At 66.2% G+C, this 21,096-nt stretch carries 19 protein-coding genes; 4 read left to right on the top strand and 15 right to left on the bottom strand.

Annotated features, from left to right (window positions below; genetic code table 11):
* From AC5Y7V_RS28605 to AC5Y7V_RS28550, 12 genes are all read right to left on the bottom strand, one after another.
* Complete coding sequence (locus tag AC5Y7V_RS28605) at positions 1-1,116, bottom strand: glycosyltransferase family 4 protein (RefSeq protein ID WP_499883402.1); 1,116 nt, start codon at positions 1,114-1,116, stop codon at positions 1-3.
* Positions 1,113-2,210 (bottom strand): class I SAM-dependent methyltransferase, encoded by a 1,098-nt coding sequence (locus tag AC5Y7V_RS28600; protein ID WP_499883401.1) that lies wholly within the window; start codon positions 2,208-2,210, stop codon positions 1,113-1,115. Before AC5Y7V_RS28600 ends, AC5Y7V_RS28605 begins: the two co-directional genes overlap by 4 nt.
* Entirely contained in the window at positions 2,207-3,448 is a 1,242-nt protein-coding gene (locus AC5Y7V_RS28595) for a methyltransferase domain-containing protein (RefSeq protein ID WP_499883400.1), read from the bottom strand. Before AC5Y7V_RS28595 ends, AC5Y7V_RS28600 begins: the two co-directional genes overlap by 4 nt.
* Positions 3,429-4,871 carry a hypothetical protein gene (locus AC5Y7V_RS28590; RefSeq protein WP_499883399.1) on the bottom strand — a complete coding sequence of 481 codons (1,443 nt, stop codon included), beginning with the start codon at positions 4,869-4,871 and terminating at the stop codon, positions 3,429-3,431. Before AC5Y7V_RS28590 ends, AC5Y7V_RS28595 begins: the two co-directional genes overlap by 20 nt.
* Positions 4,868-6,886, bottom strand: a complete 2,019-nt coding sequence (locus AC5Y7V_RS28585; protein ID WP_499883398.1) for a glycosyltransferase — start codon at positions 6,884-6,886, stop codon at positions 4,868-4,870. The genes AC5Y7V_RS28590 and AC5Y7V_RS28585 overlap by 4 nt, the downstream gene beginning before the upstream one ends.
* Positions 6,883-8,361 carry an oligosaccharide flippase family protein gene (locus AC5Y7V_RS28580; RefSeq protein WP_499883397.1) on the bottom strand — a complete coding sequence of 493 codons (1,479 nt, stop codon included), beginning with the start codon at positions 8,359-8,361 and terminating at the stop codon, positions 6,883-6,885. The genes AC5Y7V_RS28585 and AC5Y7V_RS28580 overlap by 4 nt, the downstream gene beginning before the upstream one ends.
* Entirely contained in the window at positions 8,361-9,866 is a 1,506-nt protein-coding gene (locus AC5Y7V_RS28575; protein WP_499883396.1) for a sugar transferase, read from the bottom strand. Before AC5Y7V_RS28575 ends, AC5Y7V_RS28580 begins: the two co-directional genes overlap by 1 nt.
* Positions 9,867-9,969: 103 nt before the next feature.
* The gene (rfbC, locus tag AC5Y7V_RS28570; RefSeq protein ID WP_499883395.1) at positions 9,970-10,527 is read right to left on the bottom strand and encodes a dTDP-4-dehydrorhamnose 3,5-epimerase; all 558 of its coding nucleotides are present in this window, start codon (positions 10,525-10,527) and stop codon (positions 9,970-9,972) included.
* Positions 10,524-11,570, bottom strand: a complete 1,047-nt coding sequence (locus tag AC5Y7V_RS28565) for an NAD-dependent epimerase/dehydratase family protein (RefSeq protein ID WP_499883394.1) — start codon at positions 11,568-11,570, stop codon at positions 10,524-10,526. The genes rfbC and AC5Y7V_RS28565 overlap by 4 nt, the downstream gene beginning before the upstream one ends.
* 23 nt (positions 11,571-11,593) lie before the next feature.
* Positions 11,594-12,256: a PIG-L deacetylase family protein gene (locus tag AC5Y7V_RS28560; RefSeq protein ID WP_499883393.1), complete on the bottom strand. Its 663-nt coding sequence runs from the start codon at positions 12,254-12,256 to the stop codon at positions 11,594-11,596.
* A complete protein-coding gene (locus tag AC5Y7V_RS28555) occupies positions 12,253-13,083 on the bottom strand; it encodes a glycosyltransferase family protein (protein ID WP_499883392.1) in 831 nt (276 codons plus the stop codon). Before AC5Y7V_RS28555 ends, AC5Y7V_RS28560 begins: the two co-directional genes overlap by 4 nt.
* A 115-nt stretch (positions 13,084-13,198) precedes the next feature.
* The gene (locus AC5Y7V_RS28550) at positions 13,199-14,428 is read right to left on the bottom strand and encodes a PPE family protein (RefSeq protein ID WP_499883391.1); all 1,230 of its coding nucleotides are present in this window, start codon (positions 14,426-14,428) and stop codon (positions 13,199-13,201) included.
* A gap of 483 nt (positions 14,429-14,911) precedes the next feature.
* Between AC5Y7V_RS28550 and AC5Y7V_RS28545 the strand changes: the two genes are divergently transcribed.
* Together AC5Y7V_RS28545 and AC5Y7V_RS28540 are read left to right on the top strand one after the other, a co-directional pair.
* Positions 14,912-15,589, top strand: a complete 678-nt coding sequence (locus tag AC5Y7V_RS28545; RefSeq protein ID WP_499883390.1) for a TetR family transcriptional regulator — start codon at positions 14,912-14,914, stop codon at positions 15,587-15,589.
* Between the two features lie 131 nt (positions 15,590-15,720).
* Positions 15,721-16,449, top strand: coding sequence for a TetR family transcriptional regulator (locus AC5Y7V_RS28540; protein ID WP_499883389.1), 729 nt, complete (start codon positions 15,721-15,723; stop codon positions 16,447-16,449).
* Here AC5Y7V_RS28540 and AC5Y7V_RS28535 read toward each other — a convergent pair.
* Entirely contained in the window at positions 16,446-16,976 is a 531-nt protein-coding gene (locus AC5Y7V_RS28535; RefSeq protein ID WP_499883388.1) for a serine acetyltransferase, read from the bottom strand. The two genes, AC5Y7V_RS28540 and AC5Y7V_RS28535, sit on opposite strands and share 4 nt — an antisense overlap.
* 282 nt (positions 16,977-17,258) lie before the next feature.
* Between AC5Y7V_RS28535 and AC5Y7V_RS28530 the strand changes: the two genes are divergently transcribed.
* Both AC5Y7V_RS28530 and AC5Y7V_RS28525 read left to right on the top strand, forming a co-directional pair.
* Positions 17,259-18,149, top strand: coding sequence for a WecB/TagA/CpsF family glycosyltransferase (locus AC5Y7V_RS28530; protein WP_499883387.1), 891 nt, complete (start codon positions 17,259-17,261; stop codon positions 18,147-18,149).
* Positions 18,150-18,167: 18 nt separating this feature from the next.
* Entirely contained in the window at positions 18,168-18,953 is a 786-nt protein-coding gene (locus AC5Y7V_RS28525; protein WP_499883386.1) for a class I SAM-dependent methyltransferase, read from the top strand.
* A gap of 77 nt (positions 18,954-19,030) precedes the next feature.
* Here AC5Y7V_RS28525 and AC5Y7V_RS28520 read toward each other — a convergent pair whose 3' ends face one another.
* Both AC5Y7V_RS28520 and metG read right to left on the bottom strand, forming a co-directional pair.
* Complete coding sequence (locus AC5Y7V_RS28520; RefSeq protein ID WP_499883427.1) at positions 19,031-19,393, bottom strand: PAS domain S-box protein; 363 nt, start codon at positions 19,391-19,393, stop codon at positions 19,031-19,033.
* Between the two features lie 128 nt (positions 19,394-19,521).
* A complete protein-coding gene (metG, locus tag AC5Y7V_RS28515) occupies positions 19,522-21,078 on the bottom strand; it encodes a methionine--tRNA ligase (protein WP_499883385.1) in 1,557 nt (518 codons plus the stop codon).
* Positions 21,079-21,096: the final 18 nt, after the last annotated feature.

Here is a 21,096-nt window from a genome sequence, read left to right as displayed (position 1 = left end):
CTAAAACCTTTCCCGGCGCCTACCGGCGCTTTCAAGCTCACGCACGCCGTGCGGCGGGTGCGTGACCAAGACCTCTGTGAGGATATCCAGCATGCGGTCGGCGACGCGGTCGACGCTGAAGCGCTCCGCGTAGTGGCGGGCCGCCTCGGCGCCGAGGCGCGCCGCCGCGGCCGGGTCCGCCAGCGTGTCGAACGCGGCGGTCAGCCCGGCGACGTCGTCGACGTCCACCGTCGGACCGCCCGGCGGCTGGTACTCCGGCAGCCCGCCCATGCTGGAGACGATCGGCATCACGCCCAGCTGCATTGAGAGCACCTGCACCCCGCTTTGCGAGGCTCGCCGGTAGTGGGCAACCGAACCCTTTGCGGCGGAAAGTGTCTCGACGACGTCGCGGTAGCGGTATTTCCCGGACCACCACCGCGTGTGTGGCGGCAGCGCAGCGCTTCGCAGGCCGATCGGCGCGTCTCCGATGAGCACCAGGTCGTCGCCGCGCCAACTGGCGCCGGCGGTGTGATGTTGCCAGGCCTGCAGCACCACGTCGATGTTCTTGTACGGGTTGAGCCGGCCGGCCATCACGAAATCGCGGCGTCCCTCGGCGCGGACCGGCGGCGGCACGAGGTCGACGTCGAGGTCGCTGGTGAGCGGCAGGATGTGCACGGGCGTCCGTACGATGTCTCGTCGGGTGCTGATGGCTTCCGCGACGTACTCGCTGTAGGTGACCGTCGCCGCCGAGCGGGCGCCCCAGCGGTCGAACACCGCACGCTCATAGGCCGGCCGCTTTTCGGCGTCGTCGTGGGGACGGTCGTCGTGGACGACTTGCACGCGCGGCACGCCGGCGGCCAACGCCATCCAGCGTGGATCGCGTACCAGCTCGGTGATCGCCAGCTGCGGCTTGTAGCCGCGGATGCGGCGCAGGGCCGCCAAGCTCGTCGGCCACGTCGCGGCCGTGCGAAGCCGCGGGTCGAGCACCAGCTCGTAATCGCGGGCGGCATCCGACTCGGGGTGCTGGTCGGAGGTCACCAGCAACACGTCGGCGCCCCGCCGCTGCAGCGCCTCGGCCTGGATGCGCGCCAGCGGCCGCATCCACGGCGAAAGCCAAAGCACCCGAATGGGATTCATAGCAGCGCCCGGCTCCCGTCGGCGCCGGGGTCGATCGACCACCGCCCGTCCAGTTGCGGATAGGCCCGCCGGACCTCGTCGTACAGGTCCGGCAGGGTCAGCATGACGCGATCGGGCCCGGCCGCGATGAGCTCTTCGGGCGAGATGATCCCGACGTCGGTCCCCGGAATGCGGCGTCCCTGCTTCGCCGGCGACGCGTCGGCCACGGCCCGCAATAGCCGGCGATCGACGCCCGCGATGCTGAACAGCGAAACGACGCGCGATCCGGCGCCGTACCCGTATACCGCGCGCCGCTCGCACGCCTCCGTGACCAGCCAGTCGCGCAGCTGCGCGGCGTGGCGCTCGGCGGCGCACTGCAGGCTGCGGACCACGGCTGCGTCGGTGATGCCGATGTTCTGCTCGCGCCGCAGGATTTCCCGGGCGCGTCCGTCGGGTTCGACGGCGCCGTGCACCGCGGCGACCAGCACGGTCCCGCCGTACAGGCCGAACTCCCACGCCGAGGCGACGCTCATGCCGGCCCCGGCGAGCAGACTGGTCAACGCGGTAAGGGAGTAGTAGCCGAAGTGGCCGTGGCGCAACGCATTCCATTGGGCCTCGGTCACGATCGTCAACAGTGAATGGAACTGCAGCAGCAGCACGCCGCCCGGCGCGGTGGCCTCCGCGCGGCGTTGAAAGGCCAGCCGCTGGTCCGGCTCGTGCATAATGCCGAACGAGTCGAGCACGACGTCGGCGCGTTCGGCCTCGCTGAAGCCCCGCTCCGCCAGCAGCGGCAACCACGTTCCGCCGTGCGGGCTGCCGAATTCGCGTACGGTGGCGCCGCGCAGCCAGCCCGCGTCGGCGACGCGCCGGACGGCCTCGGCCGCCTGGTCGCGCAGGGCCTGCGGTTCGATGCCGCGCGGCTCGGCGGGCGCCGTGTCGTCGTGGGCGAGCTGGGCCAGACCGCAGCGGCCGCACAGATCCATCGCGAGCGGATGCGACGATTCCTCGGGCCGCACGGGCTCCGCGACCGGGGGGAAGTCGTCGCCCGCGGGCACGTTCCCCAGGTCGAGGACCCGTCGCAGATCGGGGCCACCGCACCCTCGGCAGGTCCTCATCGCCGCACGTTACCAAGCTGAGCGGTGTGCAGGGTCGGAAGCGGAAATACGAGCTGCCCTCCCCACTCGGCGACGTACCGGAGTTGGTCGGTCAGTTCGGCTTCGAGGTTCCACGGCAACACCAGCACCACGTCCGGGCGGTCTTCGGCGATGCGCTCCGGCTCGTAGATCGGGATCCGGGTCCCTGGGGTGAACCGCCCGTGCTTGTACGGGTTGCGGTCGACGGTGTATTCGAGCAGGTCGGGCCGGATCCCGCAGTAGTTGAGCAGGGTGTTGCCCTTGCCCGGCGCGCCGTAGCCCACGACGCGCTTGCCGTCGGCGCGGCACTGTAGCAAGAAGCGCAGCAGGTCGTGCCGGATAGCCTCCGCGCGCGAACGCAACTGCAGGTAGCCGTCGGCGCGGTGCAGCCCGGCCGCTTCCTCGGCGCGCATCACCTTCTCCACCCGTTCGGTCGGGCGCGAGGCGATCTCTGCCGAGCGGGCCCAGATCCGCATCGACCCGCCGTGGGTGGGCAGCAGCTCGACGTCGACGACGGCGAGCCCGGAGGTGGCCAGCGCGCAGATCGCCGAGAACAGCGTGTAGTACTGGAAGTGCTCGTGGTAGATCGTGTCGAACTGCCCCAGCCGCACCAGGTTCAGCGCGTGGTGTACCTCGATGCTCAGCCAGCCGTCGTCGTCCATCAGCCTGCGCAGCGAGCGGGTGAAGCCGCGCAGATCGGGGATATGCGCGTAGACGTTGTTCGCCACCACGAGGTTCGCCGGCCCATGCTCCTCGCGAACGGTGGCGGCTACCTTCTCGTCCAGAAACGCCGTCAGCGTGGGGATGTTGCGCGCGCGGGCGGCGGCGCCGACGTTCTCGGACGGCTCGATGCCCAGGCACGGCACTCCCGCCGCGACGACGTGCTGCAGCAGGTAGCCGTCATTGCTGGCGACCTCCACCACGCGCGATTGCGGGCCGAGCCCGAGCCGCTGGACGGCTTCGTCGACGAACAGCTTGGCGTGCTGCACCCAGCTGTCCGAATACGAAGCGAAGTAAGCGTATTCGGTGAACGTGTCCTCGGGCGTGATCAGCGCCGGGATCTGCAACAGCAGGCAGTCCTCGCACAACCGCAGGTGCAGCGGAAAGGTCGGCTCCGCTAGGTCGAGCTCCTCGGCGGTGAGGAATTTCTCGCACGGCGGGGTGGCGCCCAGATCTACGACGCTGAGCAGGCGCTCCGAGTCACACAACCGGCAAAGCATATGACTCAAGCTCCTCTGTGTCGCTGGGTGTTTGGGCGTCCAAGGCGAGCTGCTGTGCGCGCCGCCGGGTGCTGTCGTAAATCAGCTTGCCAAGGCCGTTTTGGTATAGCCAGAGGCTGTTCTGCTGACCGGTGAAGGATTCCTCTCCGGCCATCAGGCCCCAGGGCAGGAATCCGCTGCCCAGCCCGACCCCGAACACGCCCGGGATCGGCGCGCCGTCCTCGGCGAGCAGCCGCGCGCTCGGCGCGACCGACGGGCCGGTCCGGGCCAGCGGCACCCGGGCGCCGCGCGCATCGTAAATGGGCGGCGCGGCAAGGCGATAGCCCAGAGCGGGAACAATCAGATCGCAGTCGGTCAGCAGGTCCAGCAGGACCGCACGCGACAGGCTGGCGATCGGCATGGCCACCGCGCGGTCATCCGGCTCCGCACCGGGTTTGCGATGCATGCGACGCCACACTTCGCGCCCGTCGCCCTGCAACCCACCAAGCCGATGCACGCGACCGGTGGCCTGGCATACGTCCGATTCGGAGAATTCGTAGAAGTCGATATGGGCCGCGGCGCGTGACACATACGTGGGCCGGGGTTCGCTTCGATGCAAAATCTGCACGCCCCGGGGGCCGAAGCTCACCCCCGGAATCTGTTCCAGCAGCATCCACGTCGCCGAAAAGGCGCTATGCGCGCCGCCCAGGACGACCACCCTCGGGTTGCCTGGTATGCGGGCCAGACGCCGCGCGACCTCTTGTGGGCCACCCTGGCTGAGGAGCCGGTGGCTGGACACGATCTTCTCGCGCCAGTGGCCAAGGTCGATTCCGGGTGCGACCTCGATCTCGGACCACGACCCGTTCGGCCGCCCGCCGACCGCCACTACCGCACTGGCGGCCCGGATGACCGTGCGCCGCCCATCGCCGGCGGCAGCGGTGACGGCGACGGAGCCGTCGTCCTGCAGCCGGATCGCCTCAGCACGAGTGCCGGTGCAGGCGTGGCTGTTCGGGTGTCGGTCAAACTCGGCCAGAATGGCGGCACCGAGGCGTCGCTCGAAGCGATCGACAAGTTCCAGCGGCGGGTGCGCCGCCCGGAAGTTTTCCAGTTCTGCCGCAACGGGATCGGCTTGCACGCCGGCCAGCAGCGGCTCGCAATCCGGACCGTCCAGGCACTCCAGGAAAGAGGTGCCCCGAGAGTCGGCATTCAGCGTGTACCGGCCGAGCGTCCCGCCCAACTCCTCGGACTGCTCGACCAGCGCGACGCCGGCGTCCAGCCAGGCGCCCAGCCGACCGTGCCGCGCCGCCCAGACGAGCGCCCCGGTCCCGGCCGGCCCGCCGCCCAGGATCACGGTTTCGTACACCCGCGTCGGACTGGCGACGGCCGCCCGCTCGCGAGGCTTGGTGTGGCGGGCCGATTTCCAGTTGAGCCGCAATGCGCTCACAGCACGGCCTCGATTGCCTCGAGGTAATCGTCGGTCATCGCCTCCACGGTGTAGTGCAGTCGCATGCGCTCGTGGCCGCGGCGCCCCATCGAAGGCAGCTCGCCGGGCTTGGCCAGAATCTCGGCGAGGCAGTCGCGCCACGCCGACACGGTCACGGGCTCGACGACGAACCCCGCCTTGCCGAAGTCCAGCATCTCGGGGACGGCGCAAATCGCCGACGCGGCAACCGGTACCGCCCGGGCCATCGCCTCGAGAATCGCGAGCGGGAACGCCTCGGAGCGGCTGGGGACGCACAACAGATCGGCCTCGGCCAGCGCGGGCCCGGGCCCCGCCGACCAGCCCCGCCAGTGCACCCGGTCGCGCAGCGCGGCGGGGGTGGCCGCCTGCAGCCGCTCGCGATCGGATCCGTCGCCGAATATCGATAGCTCCCAAGGCATGTCGGTCAGGCCGCCAAGCGCCTCGATGAGCAGCTGCGGGTTCTTGTGCTCGACGATGCGCGAGAGCATCACCAGATGCACCGGCTCGCCGGCGGCGCGAACCCGGGGCTGCGGCTCACCCATGAAGGTCACCCCGTTGGGCGCGACGAATCGGCGTGCGGGAAGCCGATGGTGTTCGGTCAACATTTCCCAATGCCGTTGTGCCAGAGTGATAATGCCATCGGCACGACTCATTGCCGCCGCCAGCGGCCGAGAGTAGATGGGGCGCTCAGGTTCCGGGGGAACGTGCGGCGCGACCAACCAGCGCCGACCGCCGCCACGCGCCCGCCATAAGGTCGCAAAACCCGTCTCGGTGTTGGTGTCACCGCTGACCAGCACCGCTGGGCCCGGGGGAACGTCGACGACCGGTGCCCACCAGGGCTGGCGCACGACTCGGACGGTGTGGGGGATTTCCCTGATCAACGGGCCGAACCGTTGCATGCAGACGATGGTCACCGGATAGCCGCGGCGGTGTAATTCGGTTGCCAAGAGGGCCTTTTGGCGTTCGGCTCCGCCGTAGACGAGGCGGTTGGTGGTGATCACGATCGCCGGCTTGCCGGTGCTGTGCGAAGCGGTACTGCTTAATGCCCGCCGACGCGCATCGCGCTTTGAGCGCTGCAACCGCTCGAGCAGGGTGGTGCCGGCCAGGTATAGGTCGGCGCTGTGAACTCCGCGTTGATGTTCGAGCAGCAACGCCGCGTTGGCGCGCGACATGTCTCGGTTGCGGTGGCGTTCGGGAGTCGCGACCTGTGCGCCGTGACTCGAGCTGGGATCGAGGGCATTCTTGGCGGCAGCAGGGTTGCCGTGCTCGACGTCGAGTTCGTTGGCCAGTAACACGCGCCAGCCGGCGGCCGTGGCGCGTGCCTGCCAGTCGGCTTCTTCCCCGTAGAGGAAAAATTCCTCGTCGAAGCCGCCGATTTCGTTCCAGGCCGCGCGGTTGATCGCCAGGCAGGCCCCGCCGATGTAGCCGTCGATGCTTTGCGATTCGTCGGGCTGGTGGGCGTACAGGTGGGAAAGGGGTGTGCCGCGCAGCAGATCCGCATAGCCTGCGGTCGCGACCAGCGCCCGGCTCAGGGTTCGGCGGCGCGTTGCGATGTCCCACCGCTCCGGGCCGGGGGCGCCGTCGTCGTGGATCATGGGCGACGCCGCGGCCACCTTGGTCTGGTGGAGCAACTCCCGGGTGCGGGTGAGCGGGCCGACCAACCTTGCGTCGGCGTTCAGCAGCAACAGATCGGCATCCGGCGGCGTGTGCTCGACCAGGGCGTTAAACGCCGCCGCGAAGCCGAGATTGACCGGACCCAACACCCAGTGCACCTCCGGGTGCCGGGCCGCCAGCTCCTCGCGACCGGGATAACTGTCGCCGCTGTTCTCGTAGACGTACACCGGCAATTCGGGCAGGTGCTCGGCGACGCCGGCCAGGCATTGCTCCACCAGGTCGTGGCTCTTGTAGGTCACGATCATGACCACCATTGGTCGGCCCGACCTGTTGAGAGTGCCGACCGGGCGCTTCAGGTATGCCCGGTCCAATTCGCGTGTCACGCGATCACCGGCCCTTTGCGTAGCGCGGCCAAAGTCGACCACGTGACCGGCCCGAAGGCGGCGCTTGTGGCGAGGTAGGTCGCTGCGGCGGCGGTTACGATCAACACGACGTGCTGACCCGAAAGCAGCAGGGCCACAGCGACGCAGGACGCCGTGGGCACCAACAGCCGGAGCAGGAACGCAGTCGGAGTGCGGTAGTCGCATTCACGTCTCAGCCACCAACTGGCGATTACCATGCCGAACACCTCGGTGCCCACTAGTGAGAGACCGGCTCCAACCGCGCCAAACGCTTTGTCCAGGAATAAGTTCAGGACGATATTGACCGCCAGGGTCGCGATCGATAGTCGGAACAAGAACTTCTGCTGGCGACACGCGAAGAGGCCCTCACCCAAAGTTCCGGTGACGAAACGCAGTGCCACCGCGACGAATAGCATCGCCAGCGTCGGTGCGCCGCGCCCGACGAATTCTCGATCGCCGAACAATTCGATCAGGGGTCGGGCCAGCAGCGCTCCCACAACCGCTACCGGAACCGCGGCGAAGTACATCAGCTCGACGCAGCGCCGCAGGAAGTTAGTGAACGCGGCGACGTCGCGTGCAAATAGTTCGGTGGCCGTCGACAACGTTGCCTTGAGGAAGAACATCGACACGACGAGGGTATTGAATGCGACCGTGTAGGCCAGTCCGTAGACCCCGACCTCGGAGTGCGTGCTCACCTTGGACAGGATGACGCCGTCGGTGCGCCAGTACAGGATGCCGACCACGGCCACACCGATCGGAAATGCACTCTCCCGTAACAATTCCGCGATCTCTCGTGGTGCGAAAATCGGGCGCAACGACACGTGGCGCGCCGCCGCAGTTCCCTGGATCAACAGCTGCAGTGCGGGTGGTATGAGCTGTGCAACCGCGAACCAGACGACGTCGGCGCGCATCGTCACCAGATAACTGACCAACGTCAGCGTGCCCAGGCGCCCGGCGACATCGGACACGGCCACAGCGGAAAATCGGACGCTGGACAAGAACACCGGTTCAAACCGCGTTGCCATCGTCAGCATCAGCAGCTGGCCCGACAACACCACGAGCATCGTCCGCACGTCGCGGTCGTGATACAGCAGCAGGCCTGAGCCCAATGTCAGTGCCGCGAGCGGGACGCAGTACATCAATGACAGGCCGCCGTTGACGCGGACAAGCCGTTCCAGGTCGCCGGTACCGGCTGCAACGCGGCGCACGATGACGCTGCCGATGCCGAGATCGGCCAAACTGCCCCACATCCCGACGAAGGCGACCGCGATCATGAGCTGGCCGTAGCGTCCGGGCCCGAGGTAACGCGCGGTCATTGCCACTGAGACCACCGACGCCACCATCCCGAGCGCCCGGCAGATCAGCTGGACGGAGAATGCGCGCGCGATCAGCGACTGGCGCTCCGCAGGGGCGGTGTGCGGCGCTGACGTGGGCTCGATCGTGCTTTCACACACCATCAGTAGGCACCCTCGCTCGACATGACGGCCTTGAGCGTACGGGCGATGATCACCAAGTCGCCGGCCATCGACCAGTTGTCGACATAGGACAGATCGAGCCGAACCGAGTCCTCCCAGGAAAGGTCCGATCGGCCACTGACTTGCCACAGCCCGGTAACGCCCGGCTTCACCAGCAGCCGCCGCTTGACGTCGCCGTCGTAGTTTTCCACCTCCCGCCGCAGCGGTGGCCGCGGCCCGACGACGCTCATATCCTGCTTGAGTACGTTGATGAACTGCGGCAGCTCGTCGATGCTGAAGCGGCGGAGGATCTTTCCGACGGGCGTAACCCGGGGGTCCTGGCGGATCTTGAAGAGCATGCCGCCGGCGCCCTCGTTGAGCGGCAGCAGGCCTTCGATCTGGGTGTCGGCGCCGTCCACCATCGTCCTAAACTTGAGCATCGTGAACGGCTTCCCGTCCAGGCCAATTCGCTCGGCGCGGTAGAAGACCGGGCCCTTGCTCGTTGCTTTGATGCACACCGCCGCCGCGACGAGGAGCGGTGATGTTCCGATGATCGCGGCCAGCGCAAAACAGAAGTCGAAGGCGCGCTTCTTAAACCGTTGGGTCCCTTCGTATTGCGGTTTGTCGACGTGCAGTAGGGGAAATCCCGCGATCGGCTTCAGGGTCAGGCGCGCTCCTGCGACGTCCACCACTCCGGGCGCGACCACGAGGTCGACGTCCATCGTCTCCAACTGCCACATCAGGTCCCGGATCCCGTGCGCACCGAAGTGTTCGGTGCGCGTCACGGCCACGGTGTCCGCACCGCTGCGGGCGATCGCGGCCACGGCGGTGGTTTCGTCGCCGAGGATCGCGATCTGCTGGCCCTGGACCGTCAACGTCTCGCCGCGCGGCGGCCCATAGCCCGCGATGCACACGCCGACCACTGCGTAGCCGTCGTTCGGATTGCGGATCAGCTCGCGGGCGAGATGTGAGACGCCTGGCCGGTCGCCAATAGCCAATACCAGCGTCTGGCATTCGCCTCGCGCCCGTTGGTGCCAGACATGCTTCCGCCACAAGTTGCGGCTAGTCACCAGTCCGATGGTGCCGACGGGAAGCGCGACCGCCAGATAGCCGCGTGCCAGCTCGATCTTGGCGAGCAGCGTCACTATGGCGATGAATCCGAATGTCCAGAAGGACGCGCTGGCGATGCGCCGGTATTCGTCGACTCCGGCTCCGATGATTCGCGCCGAACGGGTTTGAAACATCGTCATAGACGAAAGCCACAGTGCGGCAAAAAGGACCGAGAACAGCGTCATCACCTGGCCCGGGTATCCCGACGCGTATGGTGAGTCCCCGAATCGCACGATTTGAGCGAGTGCGACCGCGCTGCAGACGATCACCGAGTCGGTGATGCGCAGACGCGCAGAGTACTTCTGCTGCCAACGCGAGACGACTTTGGCGCCGACCCGTTGCGCGGGTTGCGCGTGAATCAGCGAGAGGCCGCTTTCGGCTCTCAGGGTTGTCGTCATGCTGGCAGGTCCCTCGCTTACACCATCGCCGATGCGGCAGCGGCGCGCGGGAGTTCGGCGTTGCCGCCAACGGCGGTGCCCGGAAAGGCCGGGCGGTACGACGTCATGACGCCTCGCTCTCGGCCGGCACCGTCTCCTCGAGAGAAGGCCAGCTGGCGTCCTTCTCCGACATGACGGTCACCGGCAGCGGCCACTTGATGCCGAATTCGGTTTCGTCCCAGCGGTATCCTTCTTCGCTGTCCGGCACGTACGGGCCGCTGACCTGGTAGAGGACCTCGGTGTCGTCGACGAGGGTCTGGAAGCCGTGCAAGACGTAGGGCGGCAGGAACAGCGCCCGGCGGTTCTCCGCGGTCAGCTCCACCATCACGTGCTTGCCGTAGGTTTGCGACTCGGGCCGAACGTCGACTGCGACGTCGGCGATCGCGCCGCGCACGCAGCGCACCAGTTTTGCCTCGGCGTGCGGCGGCGCCTGCCGGTGCAGGCCGCGCACCGTCCCCCGGGTGTAGTTGAAGCAGAGGTTTGTTTGTGCCACTTCGGAAATCAGGCCGTAGGTCAGGAATTCGTCTGCGCAGAAGGATCGAGAGAAGAAGCCGCGATGGTCGCGATGGGGTTCGATGTCGATGATCGTCACCCCGGCGACACTCGTGGGCGTGTACTTCACTGAGTCTCCTTCCAGAACAGTCGTTGGTCGACCTGCTCCGTCTTGAGCAGGTATTCGATTTGCTTGAGGCGGGTGTGCCCGCGGCCTTGAAACGTCTCGGGATCCATCGCCACGGCCTGGAAAACGCGGTGCAGTTGGGCCGCCCCGGCCGCGACGTCCCACGCGGCGCGAAAGTCGGGGAAGACCTCGGTGATCTTGCCGAACGCCACCCGGTAGCTGCGGTTGTCCGCGTTGGGCGGGCCGAAGGTGAGTTCGCAGCCGGGGAATTCGGCGCTGACGGTCTCCGCGATTTCACGGACGGTGCGGTTGTTTTCGTCGCTGCCGACGTTGACCACCAGCTTGTGCACGGTTTGCCGGTCGGCGCGCAGCGCGCACCGGATGGCTTGCGCGATGTCGAGGGCGTGCACCAGCGGCCGCCATGGGGTGCCGTCGCTGGTCATGGCGATGCGGTGTTCGGTCCAGGCGTACCCGGCCAGGTTGTTCAGCACGATGTCGAAGCGCATCCTGGGGGAGGCGCCGAATGCCGTTGCGTTGCGCAGGAATGCCGGCGAGAAGTCGTCGTCGGCCATCGCGGTGAGGTCCCGTTCGACCAGCGCCTTGCATTTGGCGTACGAAGTGAGCGGGTTGATGGGGCTGGTCTCGTCGACCGTCCCGTCGGCGATCCCGTACACGCTGCACGACGACATGTACACGAACCGGCTGACGCCGGCGAGCTTGGCGCACTCGGCCAAATGCACACTGCCGCAGTGGTTTATCTCGAACGTCACGTCGCCGATCAGGTCGCCGATCGGATCGTTGCTCAGCTCTGCCATGTGCACGATCGCGTCGAACCCGCGCAGGTCCGCGACGGTGACGTCGCGAATGTCCTTGATGAGGGTGAGCGGCGCCACCCCGTGGGTGCTCCCGGCGAGCGGCCCGGGGCACAGCCAGCCGGCGCGGTAGTAGCCCGTGTCCAAACCGACGACGTCGTGGCCGTCCTCGACAAGCAGCGGCGCGAGGAGGCAACCCAGATAGCCCTCCGTGCCGGTGATCAGCACTCGCATGGTGTCGTCGCTCCTGTCGAAAATCAGTTGAGTGAATGAGCGCCGAAGGGGCTCATAACCGCCTTCTCGCCCACGAAGGCTTCCGCGTAGCGCGCTCGGCACTGGACGCCCCGGACTCGCATCAGGCCGAGGAACGCCTCGTCGTCGAACCAGTCCCGGCCCGCTTGCGACGGGTAGGACTGCGCGAGCAGCTCCGCCTTCTTGTGGGCCAACTCGCTCGAAACGCCCACGTACAGAGTGGGATTCGGCAGGTCGGACTCCCATTTGAGAATCTCGTAGCCCAGCACCAGGTGCCCACGGAACTCGGTCGGGATGAGTTCGGCGACCAAGCGGTGGTCCTGGTGGTAGTCGTGGCGGTGCGGCCCGATCACCAGATCGGGCCGGCAGTCGCGCCGGAACTCGGCGAGGTAGCCCTTCACCGCCCCCCAGTTGTCCGGGAGCCGGCCGTCGGGCAGGTCGGCCACCGTCAACCGGACCTCCGACTGGGGGAACAGCGCCGCGAAGGCGTTCTTTTCCTCGATCTCGCGCTCGGTGCCGGCGCCGGTGAGCACCAGGGCGTGCACGACGACACCCGGATTGTGGTGGGCGATCTGCAACAGCGTTGCGCCGGCACCGATGACGATGTCGTCACAGTGTGCCCCGATGACGGCGATCGAGTTGATTACGCCGGTGTTCAGCCGGTTCATGCCGAGAGTCTCGCGTGGCGTCCCACCGACGCCGGTACAGCGGCGACTTCGTGCGGTTGCTCCCACACCATCCATGGGCGGACTCCCGCGTTGTAGTCGGCGTCGAGTTCCGCGCGCTCCTTGAAGGTGTCGGCCGGCTTCCAGAAGCCATCGTGTTGATACCCCAAGAGCCGGCCGGTCCCGGCGAGCGCCATGCAGGCGTCGCCGACGAGGTCGCCGTTCTCCGGAATGAGGTCGAAGACCTCCTGGGTCAACACGAAGTAGCCCCCGTTGACCCAGATCGGGAACTTGGCGATCGGGGCGATCTCTTTGATGTCGCCGTCGGCGCTGACGTCGACGCAGTGGAAGGACGACTGGGGCGGCACGATCAGCATGGATGCGGCCCCGCCACTGGTCTTCAGCCGGTCGATCATGGTGTCGAGCGGCGCGTCGGTCAGCACGTCGGCGTAGTTGGCCAGGAAGTACTCGTCATCCCCGATGTACTTGCGCACCCGGCGTAGCCGCTCGCCGATCGGCGACTCCAGCCCGGTGTCGACGAACGTGATGCTCCAGTCGGACATGTCGGAATCGAGCAGCTCGATCTGGCCGGCGCGCATGACGAAGTCGTTGGACTCCATCTCGCGGTAGTTGAGGAAGAAGTCTTTGACCATCGACTGGCCGTAGCCCAGGCACAGGATGAACTCCTTGTGCCCGTAGTGGGCGTAGTAGCGCATCACGTGCCAAAGCAGCGGTCGGGGCCCGACCATCTGCAGCGGCTTGGGGACCTGGTCGCCTTCGGCGGTCCGCATCCGCATGCCGTAACCGCCGCAGAAGAGCACGACTTTCATGACACCCATCCTTTCGACACGGCGAGACCGGATGTCCGCCCGACGGCCAAGAAAGATACTTCTGGTATTTGGAGACGCGGGCCGGATCCGGCCCGCGTGGGCACCCTCGCTGCGGTCATACGATCGCCGCCCCATAGCCGCCGGACGGCGGTTGTGCCATCACGGTCGGTATCTGCCCGTACCGCGGACCCGGGGCTTGGCGCCCGGCGGCGTTCGGCAGACCGCCCAACAGGCTCGGTGGCAGGTTCCCGATTCCGCCGGGACCGCCGACCGTGGGCAATACAGCGCCCGCACTAGTCAGCTGCGCGGAGGGGATGACGCTGGTCCAGCTGGCCGGGACTGACAGGGGCCCGAGTGCCCCCGCTTGGCCCATCGCGCCCGCTACGCCCGCACCGAATGCGTCGGCGGCGCCGGCGGCCGCGCCGGCTGCCTCCGCGGCCGCTTGCCCGGCCACATCGGCTACACCCTGCGCTGCGGTGGTCGCCATCCCCTGCATGGTCTGGGCCATGCCGAGCACGCTGGACAGCGCATACAGCGGGGTCGTGCTAACCATCAGATAGCCGGGGAGCAGGGAGGGCAGGTTGCTCTCGAAGTTGCTCATGAAGCTCGACAGCGAGAGCCCGCCCGTCCCGGATGTGGCCGCGCCAAGCAGCGTTCCCCAGGGCGTTTCCGTAGCCGCGGCGCTCGCCGAGGCGGGCGAAGCCAGGCTCTGCAGCATCGAGGACATCGCGGACATCAAGCTGTTCAGCGAGAACTGCTGCGTCGCGGAACCAGCGGTTTGGGCTACTGCGGCCGACTGCGCTGCGACCCCGGAGGGGTCGGCGACCTCCGGCGCGGACGTGAACGGTGTCAGCTCCGCGGCCAGCGCCGAGTTGGCGGCGTATTCGTACATCGCCACGGCGTCTTGAGCCCACATCTCGCCGTATTGGGCCTCGTTGGCCGCGATGGCCGGCAAGTTCTGACCGAAGAAGTTGGTGGCGATCAACGTCGCGAGCTGGACCCGGTTGGCGATGACCGCCTGCGGTGGCACGGTCGCGGCCCAGGCCGCGTCATAGACTTCCGCGGCAAGCCTGGCCTGACCGGCCGCTTCGGCGGACCGCGCGGCGGCCCCGGCCGTCCACGCGACGTACGGTCCGAACGCGGATGCCATGGTCAGCGACGAGGGACCCAGCCACCGCCCGACCGTCAGACCCGAGATGATCGACCGATACGCGGCCGCGGCGGAATGCAGTTCGGTGGCCAGATCGTCCCAGGCCACCGCGGCCGCCGTCAGCGACCCTGGGCCTGGGCCGGCGTACATCCTCGCGGAGTTGATCTCCGGCGGAAGGGCGCCAAAATCGATCATTTCGAAAGGTCCCTGCCGGTCGGCGACGTGACGAACGACACACGCCATTCGGGGTCCGTGCGGATCGCCCGGCGCAGCGGTTGACGCGGGGAGCGAAGCGCAGAGTGCGCCCGCGGCCCGCGGAAAGGGCGCTGACCAGGCAATGAAACTGAGGACCACATAGATGACGATTCTACATACTTTTAGTTCGGAGTGCAGCATAATCGCGAACCGAAAGTATTTGCGAGTTCGTGAACGCGACCCGCTGCGTTGAATGCTTCCGGACGACCCGTGACTGCTAACCTCAAAGACGGCCCATATGCCGCCCGAGACACGCCGGTGAGTGCTGGCCCTGGAAACCGAGGTGCGTGCCCTACTCGAGGAAGGCATCGAGAACGTGGAAGCGATCGATCCGGGCCGCGGTGAAGGCTCCGGAATGATCACCCGCCTTGCTCACGCAACCGTGCGGTCGACCCGCACTTGGCACCTGAGTCCTCGGTTCCGATGACCACCCATTCGACCGACGGACGCGCGGACGCGACGCGGCGCCAGATTTTGCGCGCCGCGTCGCATCAGTTCGCCCGACGGGCCTACCACGACGTCGGCCTGGACGACATCCTCGCGGAAGCGGAGCTGACGAAGGGGGCGATGTATTTCCACTTCCGTTCCAAGCACGCGCTGGCCGTGGCGATCATCGAGAGGCAGACCGCAGCCGGAAACGTCGCCGTGGAAGAACTCCTCACTCGCGGCCTTTCCGGCTTGGAAACCCTCATCGACTTCTCGTATCTGATCGCCGTCGGGGACATCAAGACCGACGGGGTCCGGGCGGGGCTGAACCTGCTCGAGTCGGTCGGTCGATCCGAAGGGCTGCAGAAGAAGCTTTTGGAGGAATGGGCCAAAGCGCTGGCCGGAGTCGTCGAGCAGGCCATCGCCGAGGGTGACATCGACGGGCAGTGTGACCCGCAGGACGTTGGGCGCCTGATCGTCTCGCTGCACATGGGGCTGCGACAAACCAGCAATCTGGAGGAACCGGAGCAGTTCCTGAACCACCTCGAGAAGTGCTGGCTCCTCATGTTGACCGGAATCTTGCAGGCGGGCCGCATCGACTACTTCCGCCAATTCCTCAGGCGCCGTGCCGCACTCGCGATCACCTCCACCTCGACGGGCGCGGATTCTGATTAGCGCCATGTGCACTTCGCGCGATCAGGACCGCGTGTGGGCGGCTGTTACGCTTACCCCTCCGGCCGGACGGTTGGTGAAGGGGTCGAGACCCGCGCCCGGGGACGTCGACGGAACTCCGGGGGTGTAGAGGGATGGCGCGCCAGGTTCGATCGGAAGCCACCCGGCGAAAGATCCTCGATGCAGCGATAGACGTTTTTGGCGACGTCGGGTACGCAGCGGCCGGGTGGAACACGATCATCGAGCGGACCGGCATGACCAAGGGGGCGCTCTACCACCACTTCGATTCGAAGGAATCGCTGGCGTCGGCCATCATCGAGGAGGGTTCGGAGACAATACTTGCCGCCTTCCGCAACGTGTGCGGGTCGTCGTCGCCGGCGCTCGAGAACATGATTCACGGCACCTTCACGATCGCCAACATGCTCAGCACCGATAAGACGGCCCGCGCCGCCGAGCAGTTGACGGCCGCTTTGACCGGGTTCAATGAGGCTGCCATGCGCTTCTGCGCCAACATGGTTGAGCTGATGGCGGCTCAGGCCCAGCGGGCGGCCTCCGAAGGGGACGTGCGGCAGGATCTCGACCCGGTCGTGATCAGTGAGTCGATCGTCGGCGCCATGTTCGGAACGCGCTTGCTGTACAACGCGATTGCGGCCAAGGGCTTGGCGGGGCGCGATGCGAGTGCGGCGGTCGAGGGGGGCCTGGCCCCCCACACAAATCAATTCTGGGAGCTGCTGCTGCCGGGCATCGCAACGGAGGCGTCGTTGCCTTACTTCCGTGAATTTCTCAGGCGCGAGGCGCTCAGGCATGGGCCGCCGGCCGGATCATCCCAGGGGGAGGTCGTGGCGGTCCCCGAGGTCGGCTAGGCGTTGGCGACTGCGGTATTTCGGGAAGCCACCGTAATTATCCGGGCGGGGGCGCCCGCCACCACCGCGTCGTCGGGTACCGGCTGGGTCACGACGGCGCCGGCCAGGATAGAGGCGCGATCGCCCACGCGGACATCGCCGAGCACCATGGCCATGGGATAAATCCACACGCCGTCGCCGATTACGGGGACCTTCCCTCGGTTTTCCCCGACGGAGACGCCGTGGTGGATGTTGCAGTTCGCACCGATGCGCGCCTTGTGGTGGATCCACAGGGCGCCCGGATGTGCCAGCCGAAGGCCGGGACCACATACATTCCGCGGGACATACAGCCCAAGTCGTTCGCCGAGGAGCTTCGTCCGCAGTCTCAACCAGAATGCGATGGCATGGCCCATCGGTGTGTGGGCGGTGTTGGTCCAGTACTCGGATTTTCGCAGCATCCGCTGGAAGTAGGCGGGACGTTCCAAGAGCTGGTAGCGGAACTTCCAGCGTTCTAGGCCGTGCGCCTTCAAGTCGGCCGCCAGATACATTCTCAGGTCCTCCCGAGTCCTGATCATTGCGGTGACGATACTCCGGGTATCCGCAGAGCGGTAGAACCATACGTATGGTTCACAGGAGTCTTTAAGGCGTTTCGCTTCATCGACCACGATGCCGGCAGCGCCGGATGCCGTAAAGGCGCGCCCGATCAGGACGGCACCGCTAGGTGAGTGCCGTCGCACTTGCCGACCGCTTACGTGTCCGCATGACAAGTGGTCTAACTCATAGTCTGGTTTGGCTTCAAGTCCATACTTTATGCATGTAGTCTTCCTGTCATGCCTACTATCGGTCTGCCTAGCGCGACGGACCAGGAGGGCGGCTTCAGCGGGAGCGCTGGCAAGCGGCTCTTCCAGGCGCGCGGTGGCGCAGGGCTCCGCCAGGCGCCGAACAAAGTGCCGACGGACAAGGCGGATCCCAGGCTGATCAACAAGGTGATCAATAGCATCACCCCCGTCAAGAACCGCGACCAAGCGGACGCGCTGATCGCAAAGTGCCTCGCTTCGGAATCGCCGCAGATTATTTCTTTTCTCAACGCACATGGCCTCAATGTGTGCTACCGAAACAATGAATTCGCCGACGCGGTGCTGCGGTCCGACGTCGTGTTTCGTGACGGCATAGGCATGCAGCTGCTCGTTAAGGCGTTGAAATGCGACCCGGGCCTGAACATGAACGGGACCGACCTGATACCGGAATTTCTCGACAAAGCACGAGGCGAGACTGTCGGCATCCTTGGGACTCGGGAGCCCTACCTGTCCAAGGCGGCTGAAGAACTCAAGCAAGCGGGTCACAATGTCGTTTTTTGCGCAGACGGGTTCAAGGATGCGGCGTCATACCTATCGGCCGTCGAACACTACAGACCGCGGGTTGTCGTACTAGCAATGGGCATGCCCAAACAGGAACTCGTTTCCTTGTATCTGAAGGAGAATGCGAGTTATAACCCGATACTTATTAACGGGGGCGCCGTCATAGATTTCATCGCCGGCAAAGTTAAAAGGGCGCCGCAATGGATGCGTCAACTTCACCTGGAGTGGGTCTTTCGCTTAGTGAACGAGCCCAGGCGATTGGCTAAAAGGTACGTGATAGGAAATCTTCTGTTCCTTATGCGCATACAAGATATCCGCAGGACGTATATCCCTGCGCTGGATGGAAAGGCGCTTGCGGTTTGATTATCGGAAGGTCTCGCATTGACTGAAACCGAGGAGTACGCCAGGACGTACTTCCAAGAACAGGACGCGTCGAACAAAGAGTTTTGGCGGCGGTTCGGCGCGCCGGTGGACTGGGCCGGCAAGCGTGTTCTCGAGGTCGGCTGTGGCCACGGCGCCATGTCGGTTGAGTTCGCTCAACAGGGCGCAGAGGTGGTGGGCGTCGATCTCGACGAGGGCCGCATCGCATTCGCCAACCGCAACTTGTCGGAGCGGTTTCCTCATCTGCTTGACCGCGTGACGTTTCAAGCGGTCGAAGCGACTTCGCTTCCGGTGGATCAGCCGTTCGACGTGATCGTTTCCAAAGACACCTTCGAGCACGTGGCCGACATCGCTGCGCTGCTGAAGGCGCTCGGGTGGCGGTTGAGCCGGCCGCATGGCGTGATCTATGCCGGTTTCAGTCCGCTTTACTACAGCCCGTTTGGCGACCATGGTCGCACCGGACTGAAAGTGCCGTGGGCACACGCCGTTTTGCCCAGGCGCATCGTGTTAGCCGCCGCGGCGCGCCACAACGGTCACCCCGTGGGCTCGCTACTGGATATCGGCCTCAACGGCAATACTCCCGAGCAGTTCAGGGCGGCGTTCAATGACAGCGGGCTGCGGCTTATTGATATCGCCTACAATCGCGGTGATAAACGGCTGCTGCCTCTGCTCGAGAAGATTCGCAAACGCGTCCGTCGACTCGACCGATTTACCACGGTAAGCATCTACGCTGTCTTCGGCGCCTCGTCGTCCAAGCCTGAAGATGGCTCAGTGACCGTCGCCTGACGAAATAGGGTCACGCGGCGAACGCGGTGCCCTCGAATCCCGCAGGGGCAGTTGGAAATTCGGCCAACCGACGTGGCTCAGTGCTCGTCTTCCCACAACTGCTCGGTCAGATCCTGGAAAGCCGCAAGCACGAACTGATCGTCCGCTCGCAGCAGCGCGGATTTGCTCATCAGCGCGCGCACCACCGAACCGTCCTTGTGGGCCAATTTGACGACCATGTTCGCCAGGGCGTGAACCACCGAAAGCAAGGATTCGGACTCCGGAGCCCCGTGGAATATGTCTTGGAACCGCAGCGACAAGACTTCGTCGGGCTCGAACCCCAGCATCTCGGCGAACGCGGTGTTGGTGAACAAGATGGCGCCGTCGTTCCCGATCGCGAGCACGGGGACCGGAATCCGTTCCAGGACGACCAACGCAGGCAACTGCTGCAAGGTAGTCAGCGGCTCGCTCGATTGCGGGTTCCGTCGTCGCTCTCGCTCCACAGGCCGATTATGTCCTATGACTACCGGTCGTTCGGCCGATATTCCCCAGGGTGTCACGATGCCGGCCGAACGACCCTGCGGCGCGGTCAGTCTCCCGGGCCGGGAGGCGGCTGATAGCGCGGGAACACGCCGGTGGGTGCCGGCAGCGCCGTTCCCGGGACCAGACGCGTGCCGATGGTGGTGAAATCCCGTTGGTCCGGGCCCTGGCCGAGCAGGTCCAGCAGCTTGGCGGCCGACTCGGGCATGACGGGCTGGACCAGCAGCGCCGCGATGCGAACCGCCTCGCAGGTGACGTAGAGGACGGTGCGGAACCGGGCCTGATCCGCCTCGGACTCGCTCTTGCGCAGGACCCACGGCTCCTGGGCCGAAAAGTACTTGTTGGCGTCCCCGAGCATCAGCCAGATCGCCTCGAGGGCCAAGTGCATCGCCTGCCCGTCGAAACTGGCCCGAACGCGCTCGAGCAAGCCGCCGGCCGTCGCCAGCAGCTCGGCGTCCGCCGCGGTGAACTCACCCGGCTCAGGCACCACCCCGTCCAGGTTCTTGGCCACCATCGACAGCGACCGCTGGGCGAGGTTGCCGAGCTCGTTGGCCAGGTCGGCGTTGATCCGGGTGATGATCCCCTCTTCGCTGAAGCTGCCGTCCTGGCCGAACGGCACCTCGCGCAGCAGGAAGTAGCGCACCTGGTCGAGGCCGAACGTGTCGACCAACGCCACCGGGTCGACGATGTTGCCCACCGACTTGCTCATCTTCTCCCCGCGGTTGAGCAGAAACCCATGCGCGAAAACCCTGCGGGGCAACTCGATTCCGGCCGACATCAAGAACGCCGGCCAGTAGACGGTGTGAAACCTGATGATGTCCTTGCCGATCATGTGCAGATCGGCGGGCCAGTAGTGGCGGAACAACTCCGAGTCGGTATCGGGGAAGCCGACCCCGGTCAGATAGTTCGTCAGCGCGTCGACCCAGACGTACATGACGTGGTCGGGATGATCCGGGACCTTCACCCCCCAGTCGAACGAGGTCCGCGAGATCGACAGGTCGCGCAGCCCGCCGGAGACGAAGCTGACCACCTCGTTGCGGCGCACCTCGGGGGCGATGAAGTCGGGGTTCGCCTCGTAGTGGGCCAGCAGCTTGTCGGCGTAGGCCGACAGACGGAAGAAGTAGGTCCGCTCCTCGGTCCAGGTCACCGGAGTGCCGGTCTCGACGGCGATCCTGGTCCCGTCCACGACTTCGGTCTCCGATTCGACGAAGAACCGCTCGTCGCGCACCGAATACCAGCCCTCGTAGGTGTCCAGGTAGATGTCACCCGCGGCGGCCATCCGCCGCCAGATCTCCTTGGACGCCTCGTGATGGTCGGCGTCGGTGGTCCGGATGAACCGGTCGAAGGAGATGTTCAGCCTCTCCTGCAGGCGCTGGAACACATCCGAGTTGCGCCGGGCCAGTTCGGCGGTGGGCAGCCCCTCGGCGGCGGCGGCCTGTGCGACCTTCAGCCCGTGCTCGTCGGTCCCGGTCAGGAAGCGCACGTCGTACCCGTCCAGCCGCTTGAACCGGGCGATGGCGTCGGTGGCGATGTACTCGTACGCGTGCCCCAAATGCGGCGCGGCGTTGGGGTACGTGATCGCGGTGGTGACGTAGTACGGCCTCATCGAGACTCACCCTATTGT

This window comes from Mycobacterium sp. NGS34 (genome assembly GCF_059812845.1).
The sequence above is the reverse complement of the archived record's forward strand: the minus strand, read 5'-3'. Positions and strand labels throughout refer to the sequence as shown.

Excerpts from the sequence above, each read along its gene's own strand:
- AC5Y7V_RS28565 (WP_499883394.1), bottom strand. The coding sequence starts at position 11,570 with ATGCGAGTGCTGATCACCGGCACGGAGGGCTATCTGGGTTGCCTCCTC.
- AC5Y7V_RS28600 (WP_499883401.1), bottom strand. The coding sequence starts at position 2,210 with ATGAGGACCTGCCGAGGGTGCGGTGGCCCCGATCTGCGACGGGTCCTC.
- AC5Y7V_RS28580 (WP_499883397.1), bottom strand. The coding sequence starts at position 8,361 with ATGGTGTGTGAAAGCACGATCGAGCCCACGTCAGCGCCGCACACCGCC.
- AC5Y7V_RS28530 (WP_499883387.1), top strand. The coding sequence starts at position 17,259 with ATGCCTACTATCGGTCTGCCTAGCGCGACGGACCAGGAGGGCGGCTTC.
- metG (WP_499883385.1), bottom strand. The coding sequence starts at position 21,078 with ATGAGGCCGTACTACGTCACCACCGCGATCACGTACCCCAACGCCGCG.
- AC5Y7V_RS28545 (WP_499883390.1), top strand. The coding sequence starts at position 14,912 with ATGACCACCCATTCGACCGACGGACGCGCGGACGCGACGCGGCGCCAG.
- AC5Y7V_RS28540 (WP_499883389.1), top strand. The coding sequence starts at position 15,721 with ATGGCGCGCCAGGTTCGATCGGAAGCCACCCGGCGAAAGATCCTCGAT.
- AC5Y7V_RS28555 (WP_499883392.1), bottom strand. The coding sequence starts at position 13,083 with ATGAAAGTCGTGCTCTTCTGCGGCGGTTACGGCATGCGGATGCGGACC.
- AC5Y7V_RS28535 (WP_499883388.1), bottom strand. The coding sequence starts at position 16,976 with ATGTATCTGGCGGCCGACTTGAAGGCGCACGGCCTAGAACGCTGGAAG.
- AC5Y7V_RS28575 (WP_499883396.1), bottom strand. The coding sequence starts at position 9,866 with ATGACGACAACCCTGAGAGCCGAAAGCGGCCTCTCGCTGATTCACGCG.
- AC5Y7V_RS28605 (WP_499883402.1), bottom strand. The coding sequence starts at position 1,116 with ATGAATCCCATTCGGGTGCTTTGGCTTTCGCCGTGGATGCGGCCGCTG.
- AC5Y7V_RS28595 (WP_499883400.1), bottom strand. The coding sequence starts at position 3,448 with ATGCTTTGCCGGTTGTGTGACTCGGAGCGCCTGCTCAGCGTCGTAGAT.
- AC5Y7V_RS28560 (WP_499883393.1), bottom strand. The coding sequence starts at position 12,256 with ATGAACCGGCTGAACACCGGCGTAATCAACTCGATCGCCGTCATCGGG.
- AC5Y7V_RS28550 (WP_499883391.1), bottom strand. The coding sequence starts at position 14,428 with ATGATCGATTTTGGCGCCCTTCCGCCGGAGATCAACTCCGCGAGGATG.